This is a genomic window from Desulfogranum mediterraneum DSM 13871, from assembly GCF_000429965.1.
GTDB classification, from domain to species: domain Bacteria; phylum Desulfobacterota; class Desulfobulbia; order Desulfobulbales; family Desulfobulbaceae; genus Desulfogranum; species Desulfogranum mediterraneum.
Map to the genome: position 1 here is coordinate 178,598 of NZ_AUCW01000012.1, position 23,274 is coordinate 201,871.

Consider the following 23,274-nt stretch of genomic DNA (forward strand, 5'->3'; position numbering starts at 1 on the left):
TATCCCCAAATTTTTCCTGGATCACCTGCGCTCCCCTTTCTCGCCTGCCAGGGAGGCCTTGACGCAACAGAGCCTGCAGACAGGCTCTGTTCAGAAAAGATTACAGGCAGGGCAGCTCTCGGGAGGTTCCGCTGCACCCAGACTCCGGAGAGCGGCCTGGCCGCTGCCGGGTTCGCCTAGCTGGTACCGCTGCCAGCGGCAGCCTCGACCAGGACCCGGGTCAGAGTCGAGAGGTCTTCGGGGCTGATGATGTAGGGCGGCATGATATAGAGCAGGCGACCAAAGGGACGGATCCAGACCCCCTGCTCCACAAAGAAGCGCTGCAGCCGGGCCATATCCACCGGCTCTTTCAGCTCGACCACGCCGATCCCACCCAGGACCCGGACATCGCTGACCGTCGACAAGGCCCTGGCCGGGGCCAGCTCGGCGGTGAGCTGGGCCTCGATGGCGCCGACCCGTTCCTGCCAAGGCTCGTCCTGGAGCAGGCCCAGGGAGGCGGAGGCCACGGCACAGGCCAGGGGATTGCCCATGAAGGTGGGGCCGTGCATGAAGACCCCGGAGGCACCCTTGGAGATGGTCACCGCGATCTCGGTGGTGGCCAGGGTGGCGGCCAGGGTCATATAGCCGCCGGTGATGGCCTTGCCCACACACATGATGTCCGGGGCGATCCCGGCATGGTCCACGGCAAACATCCGGCCGGTCCGGCCAAAGCCGGTGGCGATCTCGTCACAGATCAACAGCACCCCGTAGCTGTCGCAGAGGCTGCGCAGCCCCTTGAGGTAGTCGGGATGGTAGATCCACATGCCGCCGGCACCCTGGACCAGGGGCTCAACGATCACCGCCGCCAGCTCCTGGTGGTGCTCTTCGAGCAGCCGCTCCATCTCCTCCAGGTCCTCGGCCTGCCACTGCTGGTCATAGCGACAGCTCGGGCGCGGGGCAAAGAGTTGCTTGGGCAGGGCGCCCTCAAACAGGGAGTGCATCCCGTTCACCGGGTCACAGACGGACATGGCATGGAAGGTGTCCCCATGGTAGCCGCCGCGGATGGTCAGGAGGCGATGCTTCCGGGGCTTGCCCAGGCTATGCCAGTACTGGAGCGCCATCTTCAGGGCGACTTCCACACTCACCGAACCGGAATCACAGAGAAAGACCTTATCCAAGGGTTCGGGACTGATGGCCACCAGCCGCCGGCCCAGCTCCACCGCCGGTCCATGGGTCAGGCCGCCGAACATCACGTGGGACATCCTGTCCAGTTGCTCATGGGCAGCCCTGTCCAACACCGGGTGGCAGTAGCCGTGGATCACCGACCACCAGGAGGACATGCCGTCGATCAGGGTCTGCCCGTCTTCCAGGGTGAGCCGCACCCCGGCAGCCGAGGCCACCGGAAAGACCGGCAGGGGCTGGGTCATGGAGGTGTAGGGATGCCAGAGATGCTCCCGGTCAAAGTCGAGCAGGGACTGATCACTCATCCCCTGCATCCCGCTCAAAGGTGAAGCCCATGGCAGCGAGCTGCTCCAGGTCTTCGCCGAGACTGGAACCGGTGGTGGTGAGGTAGTTGCCGACAATGGCGCCGTTGGCACCGGCGGCAAAACAGCGATACTGATCCGCCCCCAACTGCTGCCGTCCCCCGGCCATCCGAATCACTGCCGTGGGATTGATCAGACGAAAGAGGGCGATCACGGTGAGCACCTCTTCAGAGCTCAGGGGTTCCAGCTCGGCCAGGGGCGTTCCCGGAATCGGGGTCAACAGGTTCATGGGGATGGAGGTGATGCCCAGCTCCCTTAGCTCCAGGGCCAGGGCGATCCGATCCTCCATGGACTCACCCATGCCGATGATCCCGCCGGAGCAGAGCGACATCCCTGCCTCCCGGGCGATCTTGAGGGTGGCGACCTTCTCTTCCCAGGTATGGGTGGTGCAGACCTGGGGGAAAAAGTCCCTGTTGGCCTCCAGGTTGCAATGATAGCGGCTGACCCCGGTCTTGACCAGGGAGGCGGCGACCTCCTCATCCAGCAGTCCGGCCGAGGCGCAGAACAGCATGGAGGTGGCGGCGGCGATATCCTGGTAGAGGCTGGCCAGTTGATTGACGGTTTCCTGGCTGAGGTTGCGACCACTGGTGACCAGGGAGAGCCGATGGACCTGATGCTCATCGTTGTCCCTGGCAATGGTCATGGCCTCTTCCGGTTCAATCAGGGTATAGGTATCGATACCGGTATGATGGCGGGCCGACTGGGCACAGAAGCGGCAATTCTCGGTGCAGTTGCCGCTCTTGGCATTGATGATGGAGCAGAGGTGGAAGCGATTGCCCATCTTTTCCCGGCGGATCTCATCGGCCGCCTGGAACAGCGCCTCCTTATCTGGGCCGGCGGCCAGTTCCAGGGCCGTGGCTCGATCGGGCCGCCCGCCCTTGAGGATCTCTTCTTTGAGCTGTTGTAGTGTCTTAGGCATGAGCTGGGATTCTCCTACTTCTTGAGGCAGGTTTTAATATCTTTGGGTGGACCGTTGACAATCATCTCGGCAATGGTCAGCTTGAGCTTGGGATAGAGGTGGCGGACGCTGCCCAGGAATCTCGATTCCAGCTGGGCCAGACGACGATAGAGGATGGTACGCTCCATGGCCGGGGCATCGGTCTCCACCGCATACCTGTCCTCAACGATCTCCTGGCAGCGGAAGCAACCGGGAAATCGCAGATGCTGCCCATCGGGCCGGGTAAGGGTCGCCGGCACCCCATGGGTCCTGCAGATCATCAGACGATGTTTGTAGAGGCCGCAGAGGCCATCCTCCACCAGAGGACACTTGAGTTGGGGCCGTTCCCCCTGGGCCAGGATACGGCCGGACTCCTCCACATAGCTCCGGGCCCGCTCCATGATTCGATCCAGCTGCTCATCCTCCAGGGCCCGAATCCCTTCCCAGAGATAGGCCCACTCACTGTAGGTATAGTGCTGGAAGTAGGAGTCACAGCAGTTATCCGGACAGCCTTCACAGCTGAGGGCTATCTGGCTGGCAACCTCATCGTAACTGGTGGCCATGGTCTCATAAATTTCCGCGATTTCACAGGATAGTTCTGGTGGTAAAAACAACTCACTCATACGCTCAGTACCCATCAGCGGGCTTCCTCAAAGTAATGTACGTGGTAGGTCTCTATTTCCAAGGGACTGGTTCGCCAATAGTGCTCGCCAAGACCGGCCTTACAACAGAGATGGCCTAAAAAGGCGGCTGGATCCGGAAGCTGCTTCCAGACCTGGGGTAAAAAGGTGGCACCGGCCCCTGACGGCGCCTTCAGGATAACGCCGTCAATCTCTGGCCTGAGTTTCCGGAGTAACTCTTCCGGTCCCGAGTAGGTAAGTGGTAGGGGCTTGCTGAGGACAGAGACAGAGAGCTGCAGGGCGGCCACCTCCGGGGCGGACACAGGGGTAAAGCGATGATCGTGGAAGGCCGCATTGAGGGCGTGTCGCCTGACCCCGTCCAGGAGCGACTCCATGGCCTGGAGCGAACCGATACAACCGCGCAACGCCTCCCGCTGGTGGAGGGTGACAAAGACTCCCCGCCGCTCCTGGAGGGCGGGATCGTCCAGTTCACGCGCTGTCAGCGGATCACTGGCCGCTAGCTCCAGGTGTTCCTCTATGGTCTGCCGGGCCAGCCGGACAAGAACCTGTCCCTGCTCTGGACTCAGCATATCCTCTCCATATCGTGTTCCTCAAGATCTACAGGCCCCGTACTCTATTTCAGTTGTGGATGCTGTCAACATAAATATAGGTAAACCGATTCATTTCAAACATTTACCTCCCTGGCAAATGCACAACCGCCCCCTGTGAGACCACAGGGAATACGGATCAGCAACAACCAGCCAAACAGTTAATCTTACTGTACTTTACCCAGAACGCCTCCCCGACCGGACCCGGGAAAGCGACAGCGCCATTATTGGCTTTGCTCCATCCCCTGGAGGGAGAGTTCGCCGGAACTTTCAAAGGGGATCTTCTTGCTGAAGCCGCTGTTGCCCAGCCGGACATTGCCGGTGAGCAGATAGCTGAGGGGCTGGAGTGTGGTGGTGGAGGAGTTGGCCTGGATCAGGCCGACCACCGAAGAGATCATCTCAAACATGGAGGCATAGACCCGCACCGGCACCAGGGCGGTCCCATAGGCGGGGATTTCCTGACGGGAGCCGCTGATACCGCTGGCAAACTTACGGCCATCGATGTGGAGCTCACAGTCGACGCTCTCCACATCCAGCCCGATCTTGTTGGGATTCATCACCCTCAGCTGGACCAGGAAGGAGGTTTCCATGCCCCGGACCTCCTCCACCTGGATATCGGCGATGGTTATCCTGGGTTGTTCCGCCAACCGGCCCAGACCGGCACAACCGCCGAACAGCAGGACCAAGAGCAGCAGACCGCCAAGGACGACGCCCCTTCCCATTCCCTTCGAACTCCTCCTCACCAACGCCATACCTCTCCTCCATCACCATAGGATTACAGGCCCGCATACCTTGTGGCGTCAAGCCCCCCTCCTGCTCAGGCGAAAAGCATTGACGCATAACCTGCTGTTTTGTATTTACGAATAAGCTTGTTACCAGAGGCAGCATCCTTTTACTGGTCCCTTAAGGGCAACCCGAAACTGACCATACAGCTCTAGCGCTCAACACCCATGGTTCTTCCGAAAAACACCATCCCGCCAAGCGGTCTGCGAGGTCGACTCCACCGTTTCGTGGAAAGCAGCTTTGTTATCCGTTTCATCACCCTGCTGATCATCATCAACTCCGTGACCCTGGGACTTGAAACCAACCCTGAACTCAGCCAAGCCTACGGTCCCCTGCTCTTGACCATCGACAAATCGATCCTGATGGTCTTCAGCCTTGAGCTGCTGCTCAAGTTTGCGGCCTATCGCCTTGACTTTTTTAAATCAGGTTGGAACAACTTCGACTTTTTCATCGTGACCATTGCCTGGATTCCGGCCATCGGCGCCTTTTCCATCCTCCGCTCTCTGAGGATCTTACGCGTCTTCCGGCTCTTCTCCATCGTGCCGCAGATGCGCAGGGTCCTGACGGCTCTGCTCCACTCTATCCCCGGGATGCTCTCGGTGGTCGGCATCCTGACCCTGATCTTCTATGTCTGTGCGGTGCTCGCCACAACCCTCTTTGGCGGCCACCAGGATCCACAGCTGCAGCAGTGGTTTGGCTCGGTCTCGGCCTCCCTCTACACCCTGTTTCAGATCATGACCCTGGAAAGCTGGTCCATGGGGATCGTCCGGCCGACCATGGAAATATATCCCCTCTCCTGGCTCTACTTCCTCCCCTTTATCATCGTCACCAGCTTTGCCGTGCTCAACCTCTTCATCGGGATCATTGTGGACGCCATGCAGACCGCTCAACAGGAACCACGGGAGTCGGATAAATCAGAACTCAAGCAGTTCACCCACCTGGAGGTTGAAAGTCTCCACAGCCAGCTTGACCGGGTGCAGGGAGAACTGGCCTCACTCAAGGCCTTAATCGCCAGCCGAAAGCGTTCCCGGGGAGAGCAGACCGCCTCCCCCTCAGCCGCCCCTACCGGCGGCACTGAGGATGATATACACTCCTAAGATCAAGAGGGAGGCAAAAAAACCTGGCGAAAGCGCTGCTCCGAGAGCCGGCTGCGCAGCTTCCGCCCCAGGACAGCGGGCAAACCCAGGCCGATACCCCCTGTGACCGTTCCGGCCAGGGTAAAGGTAACAACCACGATCAGAAGAGACGAGGGATCGATCACGCTGCTGCTCCCGGTTGTCGCCCCTCCCTGCCAGGGCAGGTGTTAGCTCTTGTCAGGGAACCTTGAATAATCTGAAATTTTGTTCACAATCAAGGTGTGCGTGGCACATCAGCTCAGACATAGAGCTACTCTTCCGGGGATAACACCTTCGTCATAGCGCAGAGACTAAGAGAAAAAGCACCTTTTAAAGGTAGCATTCAGGGTACCTTGAAAAATGAGATTTTCGATCAAGGTCAAGGCGCGCGATACATTTTACCGTAGGCATATATTTGATATTCCGAGGATAAAATTTTGAGCGCAACGCCGAGATTGGAAGAAAAAGCCTTTTTCCAAGGTGGCCTTCAGTCATGGCCAGGTGCAGGATAGTAGGGCACCAGGGCCTGGATACTCTCTTGCAGGGCCTGACCATACTGCACCTCCGCGTGCTGCTTGGCCTTCATGGCCGCAAGGATCACGGCATGATGCCGTTGGAGCCGCTCGGCGTAATCCTTCTGGCCCGGTTTCAGCCGCTGGGTCAGGAAGTAATCACTGATCGTGGCGATGATCTTCTGGGCATGGTGCTCCTTGTTCATCACCCAGCGTACCAGCTGATTCCGGGACTGGGCATCCCCCTTGCCGGCCAGCTCGGTGATCAATCTTGCCGACTTCTCCACGGTGACTCCGTCCTCCAGCATGGCCTGCACCCGGGCATGGTCATCATAGATGCCGCAGGGAACCTGGCAATGGGCTGCGGCCTGTGATGCCGCTCCCCAGATACCCACCGCCACCAGAACCGTCACCAGAATAGCCTTTGCAAACATGCCTTGCATACCGTCCTCCATTGGTTAAGGGCCAAGGGCCACCTTGAAAGAGTGCTTTTCCTTCCAACTTCGGCCTTGGCTGCAAAACGTTATCCCCTAAACAGCAAACAGCAACCATATGGCCGGGGTAAAATTTATCGTGCGCCTTGACCTTGATCGAAAATCTCATTTTTCAAGCTAGCCTAAAGTAACAGATGCAGCAAACAGTAACGATGAAGGCAAGCCGGGGCAACAGACCGGGAGAAAAAGAGCTTCTTTTTCCGAACAGCGAGGCCTCTGCAGACCCGGGCTGCAACAGTGGGCCACCTTGAAACCCAGTGGACCAGGCCGTCACAGCCTCGCTGTTCAGGCCCCCTACAACGGAGCCGGGCGCAGGGCTACCCGGAGAGGAAGCGACTGCTGTTGCCAAAGAAGGGTTCCATTGTTACCATTTTTCTACAGCCCTGACCAAGAATCATCGTCCCCGGCAGTTCCCACCGCCAGCAAAGAGACAACCACGAAGAGACAATCACCCAGATGACGTTCTCCAGACACAAGCCAAGCCCGGATGACCGGCCCGCAGCGCTCTCCCGCCTCTGGGCAGAGATCCTGACAGAGGCAGACCACTTTATCCTGGGCAAGGAAGAACAGTTCCGTCTGGCCCTCTGCTCGCTCCTGGCAGGCGGTCACCTCCTGATCGAAGACATCCCCGGGATCGGCAAGACCACCCTGGCCAAGGTCCTGGCCCAGATTCTCGGCCTGGAGTTCAGACGCGTCCAGTGTACCAGCGACATGCTCCCCGGAGATATCCTGGGGGTATCGATCTTTGAACAGCAGAGCGGCACCTTCAGCTTCCATCCAGGCCCGATCTTCACTCAGATCCTGCTGGCCGACGAGATCAACCGTTCTCCCCCCAAGACCCAGAGCGCCCTGCTGGAGGCCATGGAAGAGGAGCAGGTTTCCCTGGAAGGCACCACCCGGAAGTTGCCTGCCCCCTTCTTTGTGGTGGCCACCCAAAACGGCCTGGAACAGGCCGGAACCTACCCCCTGCCGGAATCACAGCTGGATCGTTTTCTCTTCCGGATTGCCATCGGCTACCCGGACCGGGAGTCGGAAAGAGAACTGCTCACCAGGGGGGGACAGCTCCAATCCGGACGTCTTCCCCGACGGCTGCTCTCACCTGAACAGATCCTGGAGCTGCAGCAGGAGGTGGCCAGGGTCCATCTCTCCCCAGCCCTGATCCACTACATCCAGGACCTGCTCGACTTCAGCCGCCAATCAGGGGCCTTTACCCTGGGCCTGTCACCCCGGGCCGGACTCTCCCTGGTCCAGGCCGGCCGAGCCTGGGCTCTTCTCCAGAGCCGTGACTATGTGCTGCCCGAGGATATCCAAGAGCTGCTGCCCCATGTGGGGGGCCATCGGCTGCGCACAGCCGACACCCTGGAGGAGATCCCCGAGCAGGAGCTGCGCCTGCTCTTCCAGGCCGTGGCGGTGAGCGTTTGAGCAGGCCGACCTGGGTCATGAGCCTGCGCCGCCACGGGGGGGCCGCCCTGGATCGCTGCTGGCTTGGTTTCACCCTGGACCGGCGCAGCTTCTTCTGCCGCCCCAGCCGCTACGGCCTGGTCTTGCTGGTGATGCTGGCAGCGCTGCTGGTGGGTTCCATCAACCACAACAATAACCTGGGCTTTCTGCTCACCTTTCTCCTGGGCAGCATGATGCTGGTCTCCCTCCAGCATACCCTCCGCAACCTGCGGGGCGTCAGCGCCGGCGGCCAGGCTCCTCCACCGGTCCATGCCGGTCAGCAACTCGACTGTGCCCTCTGGCTGAGAGCCGCTCCACCGGCGCGAATCGGCCTCAGCGCCACCCTGGATCATCACCATCACAGCAGCACCGATATCCGCGGCAACAGCCCGACCATCGTCCGCCTGCCCTGCACCACGAGCAGACGGGGGCTCCTCCAACTGGACTCCCTCCAGCTGAGCAGCAGCTATCCCCTGGGACTGGTGGAGCTCCGGACCCGGGTCCCGCTCCAACTCAGCTGCCTGGTCTATCCGCGTCCCCTGGCCACCCCCCTGGTGACCAACGCCACGACCCGGGCCCCGGGCTGGGACGGTCAGCTGATAGAGACCAGCAGCGGCAGCGAAGTCTCTGGCCTGAGCAACTATACCCCGGGGGACAACCTGCGCCATGTTGCCTGGAAGACCCTGGCCCGAGGCCAGGGTCTCCATACCAGAACCTTTGCAGAGCAGCACAGCCCCACCCTGGTCTTTGCCCTGGAACAACTCCCGGGCATGGACAGGGAGACCCGGATCTCCAGGCTCTGTCACCTGGTCCTGGCCGCAGCGGCAGGGGGGATGCGCTACGGCATCCTCCTGCCGGATCAGGAGATTGCCCCGGCCAGAGGCAGGGCCCATCGGGATCGCTGCCTCAAGGCCCTGGCCCTGCAGCCATGAACGCGCCGGCCTCAAGCCCGAAGATAGCCGCCAGCCTGCCGGTGCTGGCCACGGTGGTCATCTGCACCCTGCCCCACCTCAGCAACATCTCGCTGCCGGCCATCCTGCTCTGCTGTCTGATGTGGAGCTACCTGCTGGCAGCCGCCTTCCGCCCGCTGCCGCTGCCGGGACTGATCCTCAAGACCCTGGCCGGCAGCGGCCTCTTTCTGGTGGCCGTCGCCAGCCACGAAGGCTTGACCGTGGAGGCCTTTGTGGCCCTACTCACCCTGATGATCAGCCTGAAGATGTTTGAGTTCCGCAGTCAGCGGGATGCGGTGATCACCGTGATCCTCTGTTACTTCCTGATCATCAGCGGGATGTTCTTCAACGACTCGGTGCTGGCCACCCTCTACATCCTCTTTACCATCATCGTCACCACCGCTGTCCTGATCCGGCTCCACTTTCCCGCGCTCCGGGCCAGGGCGACCCTGCGCCTTGCCGGCCTGCTGGCTCTCCAGGCCCTGCCCGTGATGCTGGTGTTCTTCCTGTTCTTCCCCCGCTTCCATGGCGGCCTCTGGGGGCGTCCCCCCCTGGTATCGGCCCGTTCTGGCTTCAACGACACCATCACCTTCGGCTCCGTCTCCCGGCTGGCCCGGAGCGGCAAGGTCGCCTTCCGGGCGGCCTTTGAGGGAACCCTGCCACCCCAGGAACAACGCTACTGGCGAGGGATCGTGCTCTGGCAGTTTGACGGTAGCCGCTGGCAGCGGGGCGTCGGCAGACGAACCCTTGCCCCGGCTGCAGCGACCGCTCTTAAGGACAGGCCAAGCAACTACACCATCACCCTGGAACCCCATAATCAACCCTGGCTCTTCACCCTGGATGCCCCTTCCCGTCTCGACAGCCCCAGGGCCAGGCAGCTCAGCGATTACAGCTGGTACCTGGGACGGCCGCTCACCAGCCGGACCAGCTATCGCGTCAGTTCCTGGTTGGCGAGCCCCCTGACCGCCCCCGGTGCCCCCCTTGCGGCTGCCCTCCAGCTCCCTGCCCGGGGAAATCCCCGTGCCAGGGAACTGGCCAGAGAGTGGCAGCAGCAGGACCGCTCCCAGGCTGCATTCATCCAGCAGCTCTACCGCTACTTCCGGCTCCAGGGGTTCCGTTACACCCTGGACCCGCAAGCCGCACCAAGCAAGGACGATGCCGTCGATCACTTTCTCTTCACCAGCCGGGAAGGATTCTGCGAACACTACGCCGCCGGCATGGCCTTTCTCCTCAGGGCGGCAGGGATCCCGGTCCGGCTGGTGGCCGGCTACCTTGGCGGCCAGGAAAACCCCTACGGCAGCTACCTGCTCATCCGCCAGGCCGATGCCCATGTCTGGTGCGAGGTGCGCGACCAAGAGGGACGCTGGCAGCGCTTCGACCCCACCACCACGGTGGCTCCCGAGCGACTCAACAGCCGCTTTCAGGAACTCCTCTTCCCGGACAAGCAGGAAGCGCTGCTCACCTCCCTGGGAATATCCTGGCCACCGCCCTGGCTCCGCCCCCTGACGGATCTCTGGGACTTTATCAACAGTCGCTGGAACCAAGGGGTGATGGAATACTCCCGCCCCAGCCAGGTCCGGCTCTTCTCCAGGATGGGTATAGACCTCCGGATCAAGCAGGAGCTGCTGCTGGCAGCGGTAATCGTTCTGGGGCTGCTGGCGGCTGCCCTGTTCCTGACCCTGGCCCTGAACCGCCGGCCCCGGAGCGCCCGCGATCCCGTCAGCCGTCTCTGGCTGCGCTTCTGCGACAAACTGGCCCGGGCAGGCATCCACCGCGCTGCCCACCAGGGCCCCATGGCCTTTGCCCGGGTGATCGCCCGGCAACGCCCGGACCTGGCAGCGTCGGCCCGGGAGGTGATTTCGCTCTATATCCGATTGCGCTTCAGCCGGGAAGGTGATACCACTCAGCTGGCCGCCTTTCGCCGGGCTGTCACCGACTTTTCCACTCGTACCAGGGAGACCCCATGAGCCATAACCCTCCGCTTCCTCCATTCACCTTTGCCACGGCAACCCGGATCGTCTTTGGCTGCGGCAGCCTGGCCACCCTGGGCCAAACCGCGGCCTCCCTGACCCCCAGGGGCTCCACGGTCCTGCTGGTCTGCGGCAGCAGTCCGGAGCGCATCCAGCCGGCCCTGGAGCTACTCCACCAGCAGGAGCTGGCGACAACATGCTTCCAGATCCGGGAAGAACCCAGCGTGGCCGCCGTTGCGGCTGGGTTGGACCATGCCCGCAGCCAGGGCTGTAAGCTGGTGGTGGGAATCGGCGGCGGCAGCGTGGTGGATGCGGCCAAGGCCATGGCCGTGCTCCTGACCAACCCCGGTGATCCCCTGGACTACTTGGAGATCGTGGGCCGCGGCAAGCCCCTGAGCCAGCCACCGCTGCCCTATATCGCCATCCCGACCACCGCCGGCACCGGGGCCGAGGTCACGGCCAATGCCGTGCTCACGGCCCAGGAGCACGGGGTCAAGGTCAGCCTGCGCAGCCCGATGATGCTGCCCAGGGTAGCCATCATCGACCCGGAGCTGAGCCTCAGCCTGCCGCCCCAGGCAACGGCCTATACCGGTCTGGATGCCCTGACCCAGGTCCTGGAGCCCTACGTCTCCTCCCAGCCAAACCCGCTCACCGACCTGTTCTGCCGTGATGGCCTGATCCGGGCGACACGGGCCCTGCCCCGGGTCTGTGAGCAGGCCAGCGACCTCCAGGCCCGGGAGGAGATGGCCCTGGTCAGCCTCTACGGCGGTCTGGCCCTGGCCAACGCCAAGCTGGGGGCGGTCCACGGCATTGCCGGACCCTTTGGCGGGATGTTTCCGGCCCCCCACGGCGGGGTCTGCGCCGCCCTGCTCGCCCCGGTGATGGAGGTCAACATCCAGGCCCTCCGAGGGCGTGCCCCCCACCATCCGGCCCTGGGCCGCTATCACGAGGTGAGCCGGATACTCTGCTCTGATCCCCAGGCCGATGCCCTGGACGGCACTGCCTGGCTCAGGGAACTGGTCCGCCGCTACGGGCTGCCTGGCCTGGGCGGCTACGGCTTCCGCCTTGGGCAGGCCGATGCCCTGGCCGAGAAGGCCTCCCGGGCCAGCAGCATGCAGGGCAACCCGATCAGACTCAAGCGGGCAGAGCTCCAGCAGATCTTCCAACTCGCACTCTAGGCTTCTCCGCTCCCAGGCAAATACCCTCTTTTTTTCAAGGCTTGCCTGCCTGGACAGGGCAGGCTATCATGGCAGCGAAACCGGCTGCTGTACTCCTGCCGAGGCAGCGGCTGTGCAGCGACCATACCTTCATTGCGGCGACAGCAAAGGGAGCATCCCATGGCAGACAGCCTCTATATTGCAAGTCTTGAGCAGGGCAGCGGGAAACTGGTGGTCACCCTGGGCATCATGGAGATGCTCTCCAGGCGGATCAAACGACTGGGCTTCTTCCGGCCGGTGGTCCATGGCGAGAGTGAGCAGGACAACGACATCGACCTGATCCGCCAGCGCTACGGTATCCAGCTTGAGCCGGCAGAGATGACCGGGATCAGCGCCGACCAGGCCCGGGAGCTGCTGGCCGGGGGAGAGGAACAGCGGATCTACCGCACCATTGTCAGCCGCTACCGCCAGGCCTTGGAGCGATGCGACTTCCTGCTCTGCGAAGGTCCCAACATCAGCGGCCTCTCCGAGGCCTTTGACTACGATATCAGCGTCCGGATCGCCCGGGAACTGGGCACCCCCTGCCTCTACGTCTCCAACGGTAAGGAGAACCGACAGGAGGAGATAATCCAGAACATCCTGGTGGCGGAGAACACCTTTGCCCAGCACCAGTGCGACCTGGTGGCCATCATCGTCAACCGGGTCTCCCCCTCCCTGCTGACAGAGCTGAGCGCCCACCTTGGCGAGCGCTTCGCCCCCGGCTACGCCACGGTGGCCCTGCCCGAGGTAAAGAGCCTCTGCCGGCCCACCATGGAGGAGATCACCTCCTCGCTTAAGGCCGACTACGTGGCCGGGCCCAAGGACCACCTGCTCCGAGATGTGGCGGCGGTCAAGGTGGCGGCCATGAGCATCAACAACTTCTTGGAATTTATCAGTAAAGATGACCTGATCATCACCCCTGGCGACCGACCCGACATCATTCTGGCCACCCTGGCGGCCATTGCCTCCAAGACGACGCCCTCTGCTGCCGGCCTGATCCTCTCGGGCAACCTCCTGCCGGCGCCATCCATGCAGAAGCTGCTCCAGGGGACCGACAACCTGGCCCTGCCCATCTATCTGGTAGCCGGCGACACCTACACCGCCGCCATGCAGGCCGGCGAGGTCAAGGGGGTGCTCCGTGCCAACAACGAGCAGAAGATCGCCAAGGCCCTGGGAATGTTTGAGGCCCGGGTGGACAGCGAAGCCCTGGAGCAGAAGATCGTCCGTAGCCCGGCAAGCTCCATGTCGCCGCTGATGTTTGAGTACTCGCTGTTCGAGCGGGCCAGGGCCAGTAAACAGCATATCGTCCTGCCCGAAGGGGACGATGACCGGATCCTGCGGGCAGCCGAGATCCTGCGGCTGCGTGATGTGGCAGAGCTGACCATCCTGGGCAACAGGGCAGAGATCTGCAACCGGGCCACCCAGCTGGGCCTGAAGCTGCCTGGGGTGCGTTTTATCGACCCCCATCACTCACCCCTGCGGGAAGAGTTTGCCGCAACACTCTACACCATGCGCAGCCATCGGGGCATGAGCATGGAGTATGCCCATGACCGGATCACCAATGTCAGCTACTTCGGGACCATGATGGTCCACGAGGGTCTGGCCGACGGCATGGTCTCCGGAGCCGCCCACACCACCCAACATACCATCCAACCGGCCTTCCAGCTCATCCGGACCGCGCCCGATGTCCTGATGGTGTCCAGTGTCTTCTTCATGTGCCTGGACACCAAGGTCCTGGTCTACGGCGACTGTGCGGTCAACCCCAACCCCGACAGCGAAGAGCTGGCCGAGATCGCCATCAGCTCCGCCGACACCGCTGCGATGTTCAACCTTGAGCCGGTAATTGCCATGCTCTCCTATTCCAGCGGCTCCTCGGGTCAGGGCAGTGATGTGGACCTTGTCCGCCAGGCCGTCCGGCTGGCCCAAGAACGGCGACCGGACCTGTTGATCGACGGTCCCATCCAGTATGACGCGGCCATCGATGCCACGGTGGCCCGGAAAAAGATGCCCGAGAGTGCGGTCGCCGGCCGGGCCACGGTCCTGATCTTCCCGGACCTGAACACCGGCAACAACACCTACAAGGCGGTCCAGCGATCCTCAGGGGCCGTGGCCATCGGCCCGGTGCTCCAGGGGCTGAACAAACCGGTGAACGACCTAAGCCGGGGCTGCCTGGTACCGGACATCATCAACACCGTGGCCATCACCGCCATCCAGGCCCAGGCAAGCACCAACCAAGCCCTCCAGCCTTAAAACACTCACGACCCACCCATGTCCTCTCCCCCTGGCCGCCAGCTGCCGATGCTGCTTACCCTCCTGGGGGCCTGCCTGATCTCGGTTTCCGCAGTCTGGGTCAAGCTGGCCCAGGTGGAACCGGCGGTCTCCTCCTTTTACCGGGTCTTCTTTGGCGCCTGTTTTCTGCTCCTGGCCACCGTCTGGCGGGGTGACCTCAGGCTGCCCGCTCGCCGCCAATGCCCCTGGATCCTGCTCTGCGGCCTGATCTTTGCCCTGGATCTCTACTGCTGGCACGGCAGCATCCGCTATATCGGCCCTGGACTGGCCACCATCATCGGCAACTTCCAGGTCTTTATCCTGACGGCCATCGGCTTTTTCTTCTCCAAGGAACAGCTCCGCCTTCGCTTTCTTCTGGCTATCCCCATCGCCATCACGGGCCTGTTTCTGGTCATCGAGCTGCCGCCCCGGTTCAACCTCCACTCGGCATCGCTGCTCGGCCTGATCCTGGGTCTGTTGACCGCCCTCTGCTACTCCGGTTTCCTGCTCAGCCTCAAGAAGATCCAGAGCGACGAACAGCACCATTCCTTTTTCTATAACCTGCTGCTGATCTCCCTGGTAACGGCACTCTTTCTTGCCCTGTTCATGGTGGCCACAAACACCTCCTTTGCGCTGCCCAGCCTCACCGCGATCACCTCCCTGCTCTGTCTGGGCCTGTTCAGCCAGACCATCGGCTGGGCCCTGATCGCACATGCCATGCCAAAGATGCGCACCTCCCTGACCGGGATGATCCTGCTCCTCCAGCCCGCCCTCTCCTTTGTCTGGGATGTCCTCCTCTTTGGCCGGCCCACCACCCTGGAAAACTGGCTGGGAGTAGGCCTGACCCTCACTGCCATCTATATGGGGATGACAGGGAAGCAAAAATTGAGTACATCAACAGTGATCAAAGGGCACCCTAAACAAACCTAACAATCAGGACACCGTAATGGCTGAACAAGCAATTGACATAGAAGAACTTTTCACAGAAATCAATGCCGTGCTCAAGGCTGCAGAAGCAAAGGACCTTGACACCATCTACGACCACCGGGCCTCGATCATCTCCATGTATGCCCAGGCCATGGCGGAATTTCACTTCCTGGAAAGCCAGCTCGAGTGGCTCAACGATATCCTCAGGACCGTGGAAGGCAACGATATCGCCCAGTGCCGTGAGGTCCTGGAACGGGAAAGCGACACCGAAACGCTCTTCCTCGGCAGTCAGTTCGCCGCCCTGATGGCCGGTTGTTTTCACCACGATGAACTGATGACCGTGGCCCAGGCCATCGGCCTCCAGGCCCTGCTGACCGAGAGTCAGGAGGACGAACCGGCCGGACCTGTAAACTAGGCTGCCTGCGCACCATGATCCCTCATCCCCCAGAGTGGCAGGCGGTCTTCTTTGACTTTGACGGTGTGATCGCCGATTCCGTGCAGGTCAAGACCAGGGCCTTTGCCGCCATGTTTCAGGCCCATGGCCAGAATGTGGTTGACCAGGCCATTGCCTATCACCTCAGTCACGGGGGAATGCCGCGGCAGGAGAAGCTGCGCCGCCTCTACCGGGAGCTGCTGGGCCTGGAGCTGGAGCCGGAACAACTCCAACAGCTGGGGCAGGAGTTCTCCGCACGGGTGCTGGACGGGGTGGTTGCAGCCAGGTTCATCCCGGGAGCCCTGGAGTGCCTGGAGCAGCTCCAGGCCGCCGAAACGCCGGCCTTTGTGGTCTCCGGTACCCCGGAGGAGGAGATGCGGACCATTGTCCGGCGCAAAAAGATCGCTCACTATTTTCAGGAGGTCCACGGCGCACCACGGGCCAAGACCGAGATCGTCAGCGAGGTGCTGGGCCGCTGCGGCTTTGCGCCGGAGCAGTGTCTGTTCATCGGTGATGCCCTGGCCGATTACACGGCCGCCGCCAATACAGGGCTCTGCTTCCTGGCCATCACCGGCGGTCGGGCCCGGGTCAGCTTCCCCCCGGGCACTCCCTGCTCTCCCCGGGTCCGCCTCAGCCTCCCCTGAGGCCTTGGCAGGTAGCGTTCCTGTGGCTCTCACCTGTTTCCCGCTGCCTCTTGCTGTTAGCCGCTGCCTCTTGCGGCCGCGGCCGAAGCCGCTCTCCTCTGACTATCTGCTGAGGTTCTGCCGACTGTAATAGGCCTTAAAGCCGGCGATCACCGCCTGGATGGCAGGGGCATCGATATCCAGATGGGTCACCAGGCGCACCCGCTTTCCCGAGGGGATACGAATATTGCGCTCCCCGAGAAAACGGGGCAGGGACTCCGCATCCTCCGGGGGCAGGGTGACAAAGACCATATTGGTCTGGGACTCCGCATACTCCACCGCCAGTTCCTCCAGCTCGACCAGACCCCGGGCCAGGTCCGCGGCATGGGCATGGTCCTCTGCCAACCGCTCCAGCTGATGTTCCAGGGCATGGATCCCGGCTGCCGCCAGGATCCCGGCCTGGCGCATCCCGCCGCCCAGCATCTTTCGCCACCGCCTGGCCTCGGCAATCACCTCCTGATCCGCACAGAGCAGCGAACCCACCGGCGCCCCCAATCCCTTGGAAAGACAGAGGGAGACCGAATCAAAGCCCTGACAGAGTTGGCCCACACTCAGCTGATGATGGATGGCGGCATTACAGAGCCGGGCTCCATCCAGGTGAAAGCGGAGCTGGTGCTCCCGGGCACAGGCATGGGCCTGCCCCAGATACTCCAGAGGCAGGGCCCGGCCGTTATGGGTATTCTCCAGGGCCAGCAGACGGCTCCGGGCAAAATGGACATCATCGGGCTTTACCGCCGCCCGCACCTGCTCCAGGTCAAAGGTGCCGTCAGCGTGCAGCTCCAGGGGCTGGGGCTGGATAGAACCCAGCACCGCAGCCCCTCCCCCCTCATACCTGTAGGTATGTGCCTGCTGGCCGACGATATACTCGTCACCCCGACCACACTGGGCCAGCAGGCCCAGGAGGTTACTCTGGGTCCCACTGGCGGCAAAGAGGGCGGCCTCGGTGCCGGTCAAGGCTGCAGCCATCTGTTCCAAACGATTGACCGTGGGGTCCTCGCCATAGACGTCATCACCCACCGGTGCAGCCATCATGGCCGCACGCATGCCCTGGCTGGGCCGGGTTACGGTATCACTGCGCAGATCAATGACCGCCATGCTCGCCTCCTTTGCTTAAAAAAATTCATCTCCGTCTCCAGGGCTACCTCCCGCCCTCTTTCCCCCTGGCCGGCAACGGCACTGTTGGCCGGGCAAATCTGCAGCCAGACATGGACTGCAGTGGCCTTCCCTTTAATAGCAAATGTTATTCCCAGCAAGACCTTTCCAGGCAGGCAGTCTCTAGTTCCGCAAAAACGCCATGTTAGCCGAACCAGGAAAAACATTTAGGTACAAAATTATATTGTCACATATTGTTTTATCAAAAATAATATTGTACCATAATATATTCTGTAAAATAATATGGCCCAAATATTTCCCCTGCATGGACCCACCTGCCAGGCGCTTTGCCGCCGACAGGGACCGTGTTCAACCGCTTAAACAGGCTCCAGCTGCCTGCCAGGAAGGATTTCTATGGACATCATCACAGTCAAAAATCTCTACAAGGTTTTCGGCGCAGATCCAGCCAAGGGTCTGGCCTTGGTTAAAGCAGGAAACAGCAAGGAAGAAATCTACGAACAGACCGGGCTCACCGTCGGGGTCCAGGATGCCAGCTTCACCGTGGCCAAGGGAGAAATCTTCGTGGTCATGGGTCTGTCCGGTTCCGGGAAATCCACCCTGGTGCGGATGCTCAACCGTCTGATTGAACCCACGGCCGGCGAGGTCTGGGTTGATGGCGATAATGTGCTGACCATGAACAGGGACCAACTGGTCAAGTTCCGGCGGAGCAAGACCAGCATGGTCTTTCAATCCTTTGCCCTGATGCCCCACCTGAACGTGTTGGATAACGTCTGCTTTGGCCTGGAACTGGACGGCATGCCCCGACCACAGCGGGAAGAACGGGGCATGGATGCCCTCAAACAGGTGGGGTTGGAGGGCTGGGAAAAGGCTGCTCCCGGAGAACTGAGCGGCGGGATGCAGCAACGGGTGGGCCTGGCCCGCGGCCTGGCCATGGACCCGGACATCCTCCTGATGGATGAGGCCTTCTCCGCCCTTGACCCGCTGATCCGGAGCGAGATGCAGGACGAGCTGCTCAAGCTCCAGGACCGCCATGAGCGTACCATTGTCTTCATCTCCCACGACCTGGACGAGGCCCTGCGGATCGGCGACCGGATCGCCATCATGGAGGGGGGCCGGGTGGTCCAGGTGGGCAGCCCGGAGGAGATTCTCCAAAATCCGGCCGATGACTATGTGCGCGCCTTTTTCCGGGGGGTCGATCCCACCGGCGTGATCAGCGCAGGCGACATTGTCCGCGACAATCAGCCCAAGGTGATCTGGCACACCCCGGAGGGCAGCCCCAGGGCGACCCTGGAGTTGTTGAACAATCAGGACCGTGAATTCGGTTACGTAGTCGGTTCCGACCGAAAGTTTTACGGGGTGGTCTCCACCGACTCCCTCCGCGATCTCCTGGAGGCCAAAAACGGCAAAGGCAACATTGAACAGGCCTTTCTCGAGGCAGCCACTCCGGTCCAAGAGGGGGAGTGTCTCCAGGATATCCTTCCCCAGGTCGCCTCCCACCTCTGGCCCATCCCGGTGGTGGATGAGAACAACCTCTACCAGGGAGTGGTCTCCAAGAACCGTTTTCTGCGCACCCTCTATCGAGCGGGCAACGATAACGGTAACGGTAACGATCTCGACCAATAATCTTTCCTACGGCCACTGAAACTCAGCCAGAGACGATGCAGGGGACGGATTGTACCTTTTCTCCTTGTACGCCCGATGAGCTAAAGAGTGATGCCCTATAATCTTAGAATACACCCTATGCAGGAGGGTCGCGATGTTGCGTTTTGAAGATCAAATCATTCCCCTGGACAGTTGGATCAACCAGTTCATCGACTGGCTGGTCGAGGGCTACCGCTGGTTTTTCCAGGCCATCAAGTGGCCCGTTGAGTTCACCCTCACCGGTTTCGAGACCGGCCTGCTGGCCGTCCCCCCGCTGGTGGTCATCCTGGTCTTTGTTGCCATTGCCTGGAAGTCCTCCGGCTTCAGGCTGGCCCTGTTCACCGCCATCACCCTGGTGCTGATCGGGCTCCTCGGCCTCTGGGAGGATACCATGATCACCCTGGCCATGGTCTTTTCCTCGGTCTTCTTCTGTGTCCTGGCCGGGATCCCCCTGGGGATCTGGGCCGGTCGCAGTGATCGCTTCGAGGCCATCATCCGCCCCTGCCTGGATGCCATGCAGACCACCCCGGCCTTTGTCTACCTGGTGCCCATCGTGATGCTCTTTTCCATCGGCAACGTGGCCGGTGTCCTGGCCACCATCGTCTTTGCCCTGCCCCCCCTCATCCGCCTGACCAGCCTGGGCCTGCGCCAAGTCCATCCTGAGCTGGTGGAGGCAGGCTTTGCCCTGGGTGCCACCAACTGGCAGGTGCTGCGCAAGGTGCAGATTCCCCTGGCTTTGCCCACCATCATGGCCGGCCTCAACCAGACCATCATGATGGCCCTGTCCATGGTGGTCATCGCCGCCCTCATCGGCGCCGGAGGCCTGGGGTCTCCGGTTATTCTGGGCCTCAACACCATGGACATCGGCCAGGCCACCATCGGCGGACTGGCCATTGTCCTCATGGCCATCATCCTAGACCGGATTACCCAGTCTATGAGTCATAAAAACAACACACAGGGAGGAGATTAACCATGCTCAAAGGATTACTGATCGGAACCGCACTGACGGCCCTCACCCTCGGCGCTACCATGCCGGTCCAGGCAGAGGAGAGCCAACCCGGCAAGGGGGTGACCCTCCGTCCGGCCCGGGCCACCTGGAATACCGGTTTTTTCCAGGAGGCCCTGGTCCGCCGGGGTCTGGAAGAACTGGGCTACAAGGTCAAGAAACCCAAAGATCTCCAGAATACCATCTTCTATAAATCCCTGACCCTGGGCGATCTCGACTACTGGACCAATGGCTGGTTCCCCATGCACAATGCCCAGCTGCCCAAAAATTTTTACGAGAAAGCCGGACTCTATGGCTATGTGGTCAAGGCAGGAGGACTCCAGGGCTACATGATCTCCAAAAAACATGCCGACGAGTTCAACATCCAGTCCCTGGACGACTTTAAACGACCCGAGGTCAAGAAGGCCTTTGACAAGAACAACGACGGCAAGGCAGACCTCCTCGGTTGTCCTCCGGGCTGGGCCTGTGAACAGACCAACGAACACCACCTGAAGAGCTACGACCTGGGCGAGCACATCAACATCCTCAAGCCTTCCTATGAGGCGGGTATGGCCTCTGAGCTGGCAGCCTTCAAGAACGGCGAGCCGGTCTTTTTCTACACCTGGGCCCCCAACTGGACCATCTTCAAGATGAAGCCTGGTACAGATGTGGTCTGGATCAATGTGCCGGAGATTATGCCCTACAAATCCCAGAGCGAGGCCGTGGAGCGGATGACGGTCAGCGGCGTGGAGGGTGCGGTCTCTGATCCGGTGAAACTGGGTTTTGTGGTCTCTGATGTCCAGATCGCGGCCAACAAGAAGTTCATCGCCGAGAATCCGGCCGCCAAAAAATTCTTCGAGATCTTTGCCCTGCCCCTGGCAGACATCAACGAGCAGAACACCCGGATGAACGACGGCGAGAAGAGCCCCAAGGATATCAGTCGTCATGTGGATCAATGGATTGCCAAGAATCAGGACAAGTGGCAGGCCTGGCTGGCAGAGGCCAGGAAGGCGGCCAAGCAATAAGGAGCGGCTGTGATCTTCTCCCCCGGGAGCCAGGCTCCCGGGGGAGAGATGGGGTAAAAAAGTCGCAGATTAAAAAAAGAGGTTGCTACTTCTGGCTGGAACAGAGGGACCTAACAGAGTATATATGCAGCTTTAATGATCCTGTTCCCGGAGGAAAGATGGAGACAAGGGCAGCCCAGATACAGATAATCACACAAAATCTCCGCATGGTCTTTCGAGCCATCCAGGCCCATTCCAAATATGTGGAGAAAGAGTGTGGGCTGAGCAGCGCCAAGCTATGGATGCTCTACGAACTCAACAACAACCCGGGCCTCAAGGTTTCCCAACTGGCCTCGCTGTTGACCATCCATCCCTCGACCTGCAGCAACATGCTGGACAAACTCCAGGATCGCGGCCTGGTCTACCGGGACCGTTCCAAGCAGGATCAACGGGCGGTCCACCTCTACCTCACCGAAGATGGTATCCGCCTGCTTAAAAACGCGCCCCAGCCTGCCCAGGGCACCCTTTCCAATGCCCTGGAGCAACTCCCTGAGGATGAACTCAGGGCCCTGGAGGAGGGGCTTGAGAAGCTGGTCCCGGCCCTCACCGGCAAAGGGAAGACCCCGGCGGCCCAGGTCCCCATTGCCGGAGAGTAGCTCCTCTCCGGCCTGCCCGCCTCAGGCCCAGTTCAGCCAAAGGTCTCCACGACCTCTTGATTTGCCCCCAGCCGACAGGCCCGCATCTGAAAATCATGATAAAAGGTGAGCCAGCAATTCTTCCGGAGGCACTCTCCAAAGAGGGCCTCCTTCTCTTCGATCACCCGCAGGGGAAAGTTGTCATAGGCCATGATCCAGAGCGGATTGGCATGATGATGGGTGGGAAAGAGATCCCCCATGTGCAGGGCACTGGCCTGGTCTCCCTCTATCATAACCACCTGATGCCCCCGGGTGTGACCGCCGCTGTGGCGCAGCGTCACCCCAGGAACCACCTCAGCCTCGCCATCCACCAGCTCCAGCAGACCAGAGGCTTCAAGCCCCTCAAAGTTAACCGGGAAATAGGTGTGCGCCGCCCGGCTGTTGGGAGCTGAAATATCCTCCCACTCCCTGCGCTGCATCAGGTGCCGTGCCCGGGGATAGGTCAACTCCAAGTCTCCCGACGGGTTGACCATCACCACCCCGCCGGCATGATCAAAATCACCGTGCGAAAAGAGCACATAGTCGATATCTTCCCGCCCCAGGCCAAAGCGATGCAGATCCTCGATCACCTCCCACGGCCGGGTGACTCGAAAGATCTTCTCCTGCTTCTTGCTGAGCTTGTTGCCCAGGCCGGTGTCGATGAGCAGATTGGCCTCCGGGGTCCGAATCAGTAGGGGATGGTTGAGCAACTCGATATAGTTGTCCGAATCTGCGGGATAGCGCTTATTCCAGAGGAGCTTGGGCACGGCTCCAAACATGGTGCCGCCGTCCAACTGGTTATTCCCTCCACGTAACCAGTCAATGGTGATGCCTCCCAACTCCAGGGTTGGCGCCGGCTCGCTGGCCGGACGCGGGGATGTTGCATGGTGGGTCATGGTTCGCTGTACCTCCAGGGGATGGTCTTGTGAATAAGAGCGGCAGGCCAGGCTTGTTCCAGCTGAGTTGATCCAGCTGAGGCTCTGCCCGGTGAGCTCAGGGGGAGAGTGGCAGGGGGAAGGATCACGACGAGAGCAGAAAACGATCAAAATCAAGGATATGCAGCTTCAACATATTCTGCAGTTCCCTGGGGATCTCCTGGAGATCGGTCTCCGCCCTCCCCAAACCGGCCTTGATCACCTCCAAATGCCTGGTCAGTTCCCTGTGTCTGGCTCGATGCGAGCCGCTCATGGAGTAGCCCTGGGTCGCGGCAATCTCCTCTTCATGGCTGAAATGTTGAATAATCACATCAATCAGGGGATAGAGGGCATCGCGTAACGCGCTCCGCTCCTTGGGCAGGGCAGAGAGCATGAAATCGATATTGGCATGTTCCTGGTCAATATCAATGTCACCGACAGTATAGATCGAGTACCACATAGGCGCACCTCGGAATCTGACCGG

General features: G+C 61.1%; 23 protein-coding genes. 13 read left to right on the forward strand and 10 right to left on the reverse strand.

Going from position 1 to position 23,274, the window contains the following annotated elements:
- Nucleotides 1–176: 176 nt before the first annotated feature.
- The 5 genes from bioA to G494_RS25170 form a co-directional block, all read right to left on the reverse strand.
- The gene (gene bioA, locus G494_RS0105395) at nt 177–1,466 is read right to left on the reverse strand and encodes an adenosylmethionine--8-amino-7-oxononanoate transaminase (RefSeq protein WP_028583710.1); all 1,290 of its coding nucleotides are present in this window, start codon (nt 1,464–1,466) and stop codon (nt 177–179) included.
- Nucleotides 1,459–2,442 carry a biotin synthase BioB gene (gene bioB, locus G494_RS0105400; RefSeq protein ID WP_028583711.1) on the reverse strand — a complete coding sequence of 328 codons (984 nt, stop codon included), beginning with the start codon at nt 2,440–2,442 and terminating at the stop codon, nt 1,459–1,461. The genes bioA and bioB overlap by 8 nt, the downstream gene beginning before the upstream one ends.
- A 14-nt stretch (nt 2,443–2,456) precedes the next feature.
- Nucleotides 2,457–3,098 (reverse strand): hypothetical protein, encoded by a 642-nt coding sequence (locus G494_RS0105405; RefSeq protein ID WP_232362489.1) that lies wholly within the window; start codon nt 3,096–3,098, stop codon nt 2,457–2,459.
- Complete coding sequence (amrA, locus tag G494_RS0105410) at nt 3,098–3,670, reverse strand: AmmeMemoRadiSam system protein A (protein WP_028583713.1); 573 nt, start codon at nt 3,668–3,670, stop codon at nt 3,098–3,100. Before amrA ends, G494_RS0105405 begins: the two co-directional genes overlap by 1 nt.
- A gap of 242 nt (nt 3,671–3,912) precedes the next feature.
- Nucleotides 3,913–4,410 carry an LEA type 2 family protein gene (locus G494_RS25170; protein ID WP_051305413.1) on the reverse strand — a complete coding sequence of 166 codons (498 nt, stop codon included), beginning with the start codon at nt 4,408–4,410 and terminating at the stop codon, nt 3,913–3,915.
- 228 nt (nt 4,411–4,638) lie between these two features.
- Here G494_RS25170 and G494_RS22055 point away from each other — a divergent pair, with 228 nt between their 5' ends.
- Nucleotides 4,639–5,568, forward strand: coding sequence for an ion transporter (locus G494_RS22055; protein ID WP_084456446.1), 930 nt, complete (start codon nt 4,639–4,641; stop codon nt 5,566–5,568).
- A 2-nt stretch (nt 5,569–5,570) separates the two neighbouring features.
- Here the strand turns inward: G494_RS22055 and G494_RS26630 are convergent, their stop codons facing one another.
- Nucleotides 5,571–5,732 carry a hypothetical protein gene (locus tag G494_RS26630; protein WP_153305768.1) on the reverse strand — a complete coding sequence of 54 codons (162 nt, stop codon included), beginning with the start codon at nt 5,730–5,732 and terminating at the stop codon, nt 5,571–5,573.
- A gap of 341 nt (nt 5,733–6,073) precedes the next feature.
- The gene (locus G494_RS0105430; protein WP_232362490.1) at nt 6,074–6,541 is read right to left on the reverse strand and encodes a superoxide dismutase, Ni; all 468 of its coding nucleotides are present in this window, start codon (nt 6,539–6,541) and stop codon (nt 6,074–6,076) included.
- Between the two features lie 507 nt (nt 6,542–7,048).
- On the opposite strand from G494_RS0105430, the gene G494_RS0105435 reads away from it, so the two are divergent.
- The 8 genes from G494_RS0105435 (at nt 7,049) to G494_RS22070 (ending at nt 16,420) form a co-directional block, all read left to right on the forward strand.
- The gene (locus tag G494_RS0105435) at nt 7,049–8,014 is read left to right on the forward strand and encodes an AAA family ATPase (protein WP_051305414.1); all 966 of its coding nucleotides are present in this window, start codon (nt 7,049–7,051) and stop codon (nt 8,012–8,014) included.
- Nucleotides 8,011–8,964, forward strand: a complete 954-nt coding sequence (locus tag G494_RS0105440) for a DUF58 domain-containing protein (protein ID WP_153305769.1) — start codon at nt 8,011–8,013, stop codon at nt 8,962–8,964. The genes G494_RS0105435 and G494_RS0105440 overlap by 4 nt, the downstream gene beginning before the upstream one ends.
- Nucleotides 8,961–10,949 (forward strand): transglutaminase TgpA family protein, encoded by a 1,989-nt coding sequence (locus tag G494_RS22060; RefSeq protein ID WP_051305415.1) that lies wholly within the window; start codon nt 8,961–8,963, stop codon nt 10,947–10,949. The genes G494_RS0105440 and G494_RS22060 overlap by 4 nt, the downstream gene beginning before the upstream one ends.
- Nucleotides 10,946–12,130: an iron-containing alcohol dehydrogenase gene (locus tag G494_RS0105450; RefSeq protein ID WP_028583717.1), complete on the forward strand. Its 1,185-nt coding sequence runs from the start codon at nt 10,946–10,948 to the stop codon at nt 12,128–12,130. Before G494_RS22060 ends, G494_RS0105450 begins: the two co-directional genes overlap by 4 nt.
- 159 nt (nt 12,131–12,289) lie before the next feature.
- The gene (gene pta, locus G494_RS0105455; protein WP_028583718.1) at nt 12,290–14,398 is read left to right on the forward strand and encodes a phosphate acetyltransferase; all 2,109 of its coding nucleotides are present in this window, start codon (nt 12,290–12,292) and stop codon (nt 14,396–14,398) included.
- An 18-nt stretch (nt 14,399–14,416) separates the two neighbouring features.
- On the forward strand, nt 14,417–15,346 hold the full coding sequence (locus tag G494_RS22065; RefSeq protein WP_051305416.1) for a DMT family transporter: 930 nt from the start codon (nt 14,417–14,419) through the stop codon (nt 15,344–15,346).
- A 16-nt stretch (nt 15,347–15,362) separates the two neighbouring features.
- Complete coding sequence (locus G494_RS0105465) at nt 15,363–15,758, forward strand: hypothetical protein (RefSeq protein ID WP_028583719.1); 396 nt, start codon at nt 15,363–15,365, stop codon at nt 15,756–15,758.
- Nucleotides 15,759–15,772: 14 nt separating this feature from the next.
- The gene (locus G494_RS22070; protein WP_051305417.1) at nt 15,773–16,420 is read left to right on the forward strand and encodes an HAD family hydrolase; all 648 of its coding nucleotides are present in this window, start codon (nt 15,773–15,775) and stop codon (nt 16,418–16,420) included.
- A gap of 102 nt (nt 16,421–16,522) precedes the next feature.
- Here G494_RS22070 and ltaE read toward each other — a convergent pair whose 3' ends face one another.
- A complete protein-coding gene (ltaE, locus tag G494_RS0105475; RefSeq protein ID WP_028583720.1) occupies nt 16,523–17,554 on the reverse strand; it encodes a low-specificity L-threonine aldolase in 1,032 nt (343 codons plus the stop codon).
- A 411-nt stretch (nt 17,555–17,965) separates the two neighbouring features.
- Here ltaE and proV point away from each other — a divergent pair, with 411 nt between their 5' ends.
- The 4 genes from proV to G494_RS0105495 all read left to right on the forward strand — a co-directional run bounded on the left by proV (nt 17,966) and on the right by G494_RS0105495 (nt 21,858).
- Nucleotides 17,966–19,195: a glycine betaine/L-proline ABC transporter ATP-binding protein ProV gene (gene proV, locus G494_RS0105480; RefSeq protein WP_028583721.1), complete on the forward strand. Its 1,230-nt coding sequence runs from the start codon at nt 17,966–17,968 to the stop codon at nt 19,193–19,195.
- Between the two features lie 133 nt (nt 19,196–19,328).
- The gene (locus tag G494_RS0105485; protein ID WP_028583722.1) at nt 19,329–20,183 is read left to right on the forward strand and encodes an ABC transporter permease; all 855 of its coding nucleotides are present in this window, start codon (nt 19,329–19,331) and stop codon (nt 20,181–20,183) included.
- Nucleotides 20,184–20,185: 2 nt separating this feature from the next.
- Entirely contained in the window at nt 20,186–21,223 is a 1,038-nt protein-coding gene (gene proX / locus G494_RS0105490) for a glycine betaine/L-proline ABC transporter substrate-binding protein ProX (RefSeq protein WP_028583723.1), read from the forward strand.
- A gap of 206 nt (nt 21,224–21,429) precedes the next feature.
- Nucleotides 21,430–21,858, forward strand: coding sequence for a MarR family winged helix-turn-helix transcriptional regulator (locus G494_RS0105495; protein WP_232362491.1), 429 nt, complete (start codon nt 21,430–21,432; stop codon nt 21,856–21,858).
- 32 nt (nt 21,859–21,890) lie between these two features.
- Here the strand turns inward: G494_RS0105495 and G494_RS0105500 are convergent, their stop codons facing one another.
- A complete protein-coding gene (locus G494_RS0105500) occupies nt 21,891–22,772 on the reverse strand; it encodes an MBL fold metallo-hydrolase (RefSeq protein ID WP_051305418.1) in 882 nt (293 codons plus the stop codon).
- Between the two features lie 124 nt (nt 22,773–22,896).
- Nucleotides 22,897–23,250, reverse strand: coding sequence for a hemerythrin domain-containing protein (locus tag G494_RS0105505; RefSeq protein ID WP_028583726.1), 354 nt, complete (start codon nt 23,248–23,250; stop codon nt 22,897–22,899).
- Nucleotides 23,251–23,274: the final 24 nt, after the last annotated feature.

Bases quoted from the DNA above. Each gene is read 5' to 3' on its own strand.
- bioA (WP_028583710.1), bottom strand. From the start codon at position 1,466: ATGAGTGATCAGTCCCTGCTCGACTTTGACCGGGAGCATCTCTGGCAT.
- bioB (WP_028583711.1), bottom strand. From the start codon at position 2,442: ATGCCTAAGACACTACAACAGCTCAAAGAAGAGATCCTCAAGGGCGGG.
- G494_RS0105405 (WP_232362489.1), bottom strand. From the start codon at position 3,098: ATGGGTACTGAGCGTATGAGTGAGTTGTTTTTACCACCAGAACTATCC.
- amrA (WP_028583713.1), bottom strand. From the start codon at position 3,670: ATGCTGAGTCCAGAGCAGGGACAGGTTCTTGTCCGGCTGGCCCGGCAG.
- G494_RS25170 (WP_051305413.1), bottom strand. From the start codon at position 4,410: ATGGGAAGGGGCGTCGTCCTTGGCGGTCTGCTGCTCTTGGTCCTGCTG.
- G494_RS22055 (WP_084456446.1), top strand. From the start codon at position 4,639: ATGGTTCTTCCGAAAAACACCATCCCGCCAAGCGGTCTGCGAGGTCGA.
- G494_RS0105430 (WP_232362490.1), bottom strand. From the start codon at position 6,541: ATGCAAGGCATGTTTGCAAAGGCTATTCTGGTGACGGTTCTGGTGGCG.
- G494_RS0105435 (WP_051305414.1), top strand. From the start codon at position 7,049: ATGACGTTCTCCAGACACAAGCCAAGCCCGGATGACCGGCCCGCAGCG.
- G494_RS22060 (WP_051305415.1), top strand. From the start codon at position 8,961: ATGAACGCGCCGGCCTCAAGCCCGAAGATAGCCGCCAGCCTGCCGGTG.
- G494_RS0105450 (WP_028583717.1), top strand. From the start codon at position 10,946: ATGAGCCATAACCCTCCGCTTCCTCCATTCACCTTTGCCACGGCAACC.
- pta (WP_028583718.1), top strand. From the start codon at position 12,290: ATGGCAGACAGCCTCTATATTGCAAGTCTTGAGCAGGGCAGCGGGAAA.
- G494_RS22065 (WP_051305416.1), top strand. From the start codon at position 14,417: ATGTCCTCTCCCCCTGGCCGCCAGCTGCCGATGCTGCTTACCCTCCTG.
- G494_RS0105465 (WP_028583719.1), top strand. From the start codon at position 15,363: ATGGCTGAACAAGCAATTGACATAGAAGAACTTTTCACAGAAATCAAT.
- G494_RS22070 (WP_051305417.1), top strand. From the start codon at position 15,773: ATGATCCCTCATCCCCCAGAGTGGCAGGCGGTCTTCTTTGACTTTGAC.
- ltaE (WP_028583720.1), bottom strand. From the start codon at position 17,554: ATGGCGGTCATTGATCTGCGCAGTGATACCGTAACCCGGCCCAGCCAG.
- proV (WP_028583721.1), top strand. From the start codon at position 17,966: ATGGACATCATCACAGTCAAAAATCTCTACAAGGTTTTCGGCGCAGAT.
- G494_RS0105485 (WP_028583722.1), top strand. From the start codon at position 19,329: ATGTTGCGTTTTGAAGATCAAATCATTCCCCTGGACAGTTGGATCAAC.
- proX (WP_028583723.1), top strand. From the start codon at position 20,186: ATGCTCAAAGGATTACTGATCGGAACCGCACTGACGGCCCTCACCCTC.
- G494_RS0105495 (WP_232362491.1), top strand. From the start codon at position 21,430: ATGGTCTTTCGAGCCATCCAGGCCCATTCCAAATATGTGGAGAAAGAG.
- G494_RS0105500 (WP_051305418.1), bottom strand. From the start codon at position 22,772: ATGACCCACCATGCAACATCCCCGCGTCCGGCCAGCGAGCCGGCGCCA.
- G494_RS0105505 (WP_028583726.1), bottom strand. From the start codon at position 23,250: ATGTGGTACTCGATCTATACTGTCGGTGACATTGATATTGACCAGGAA.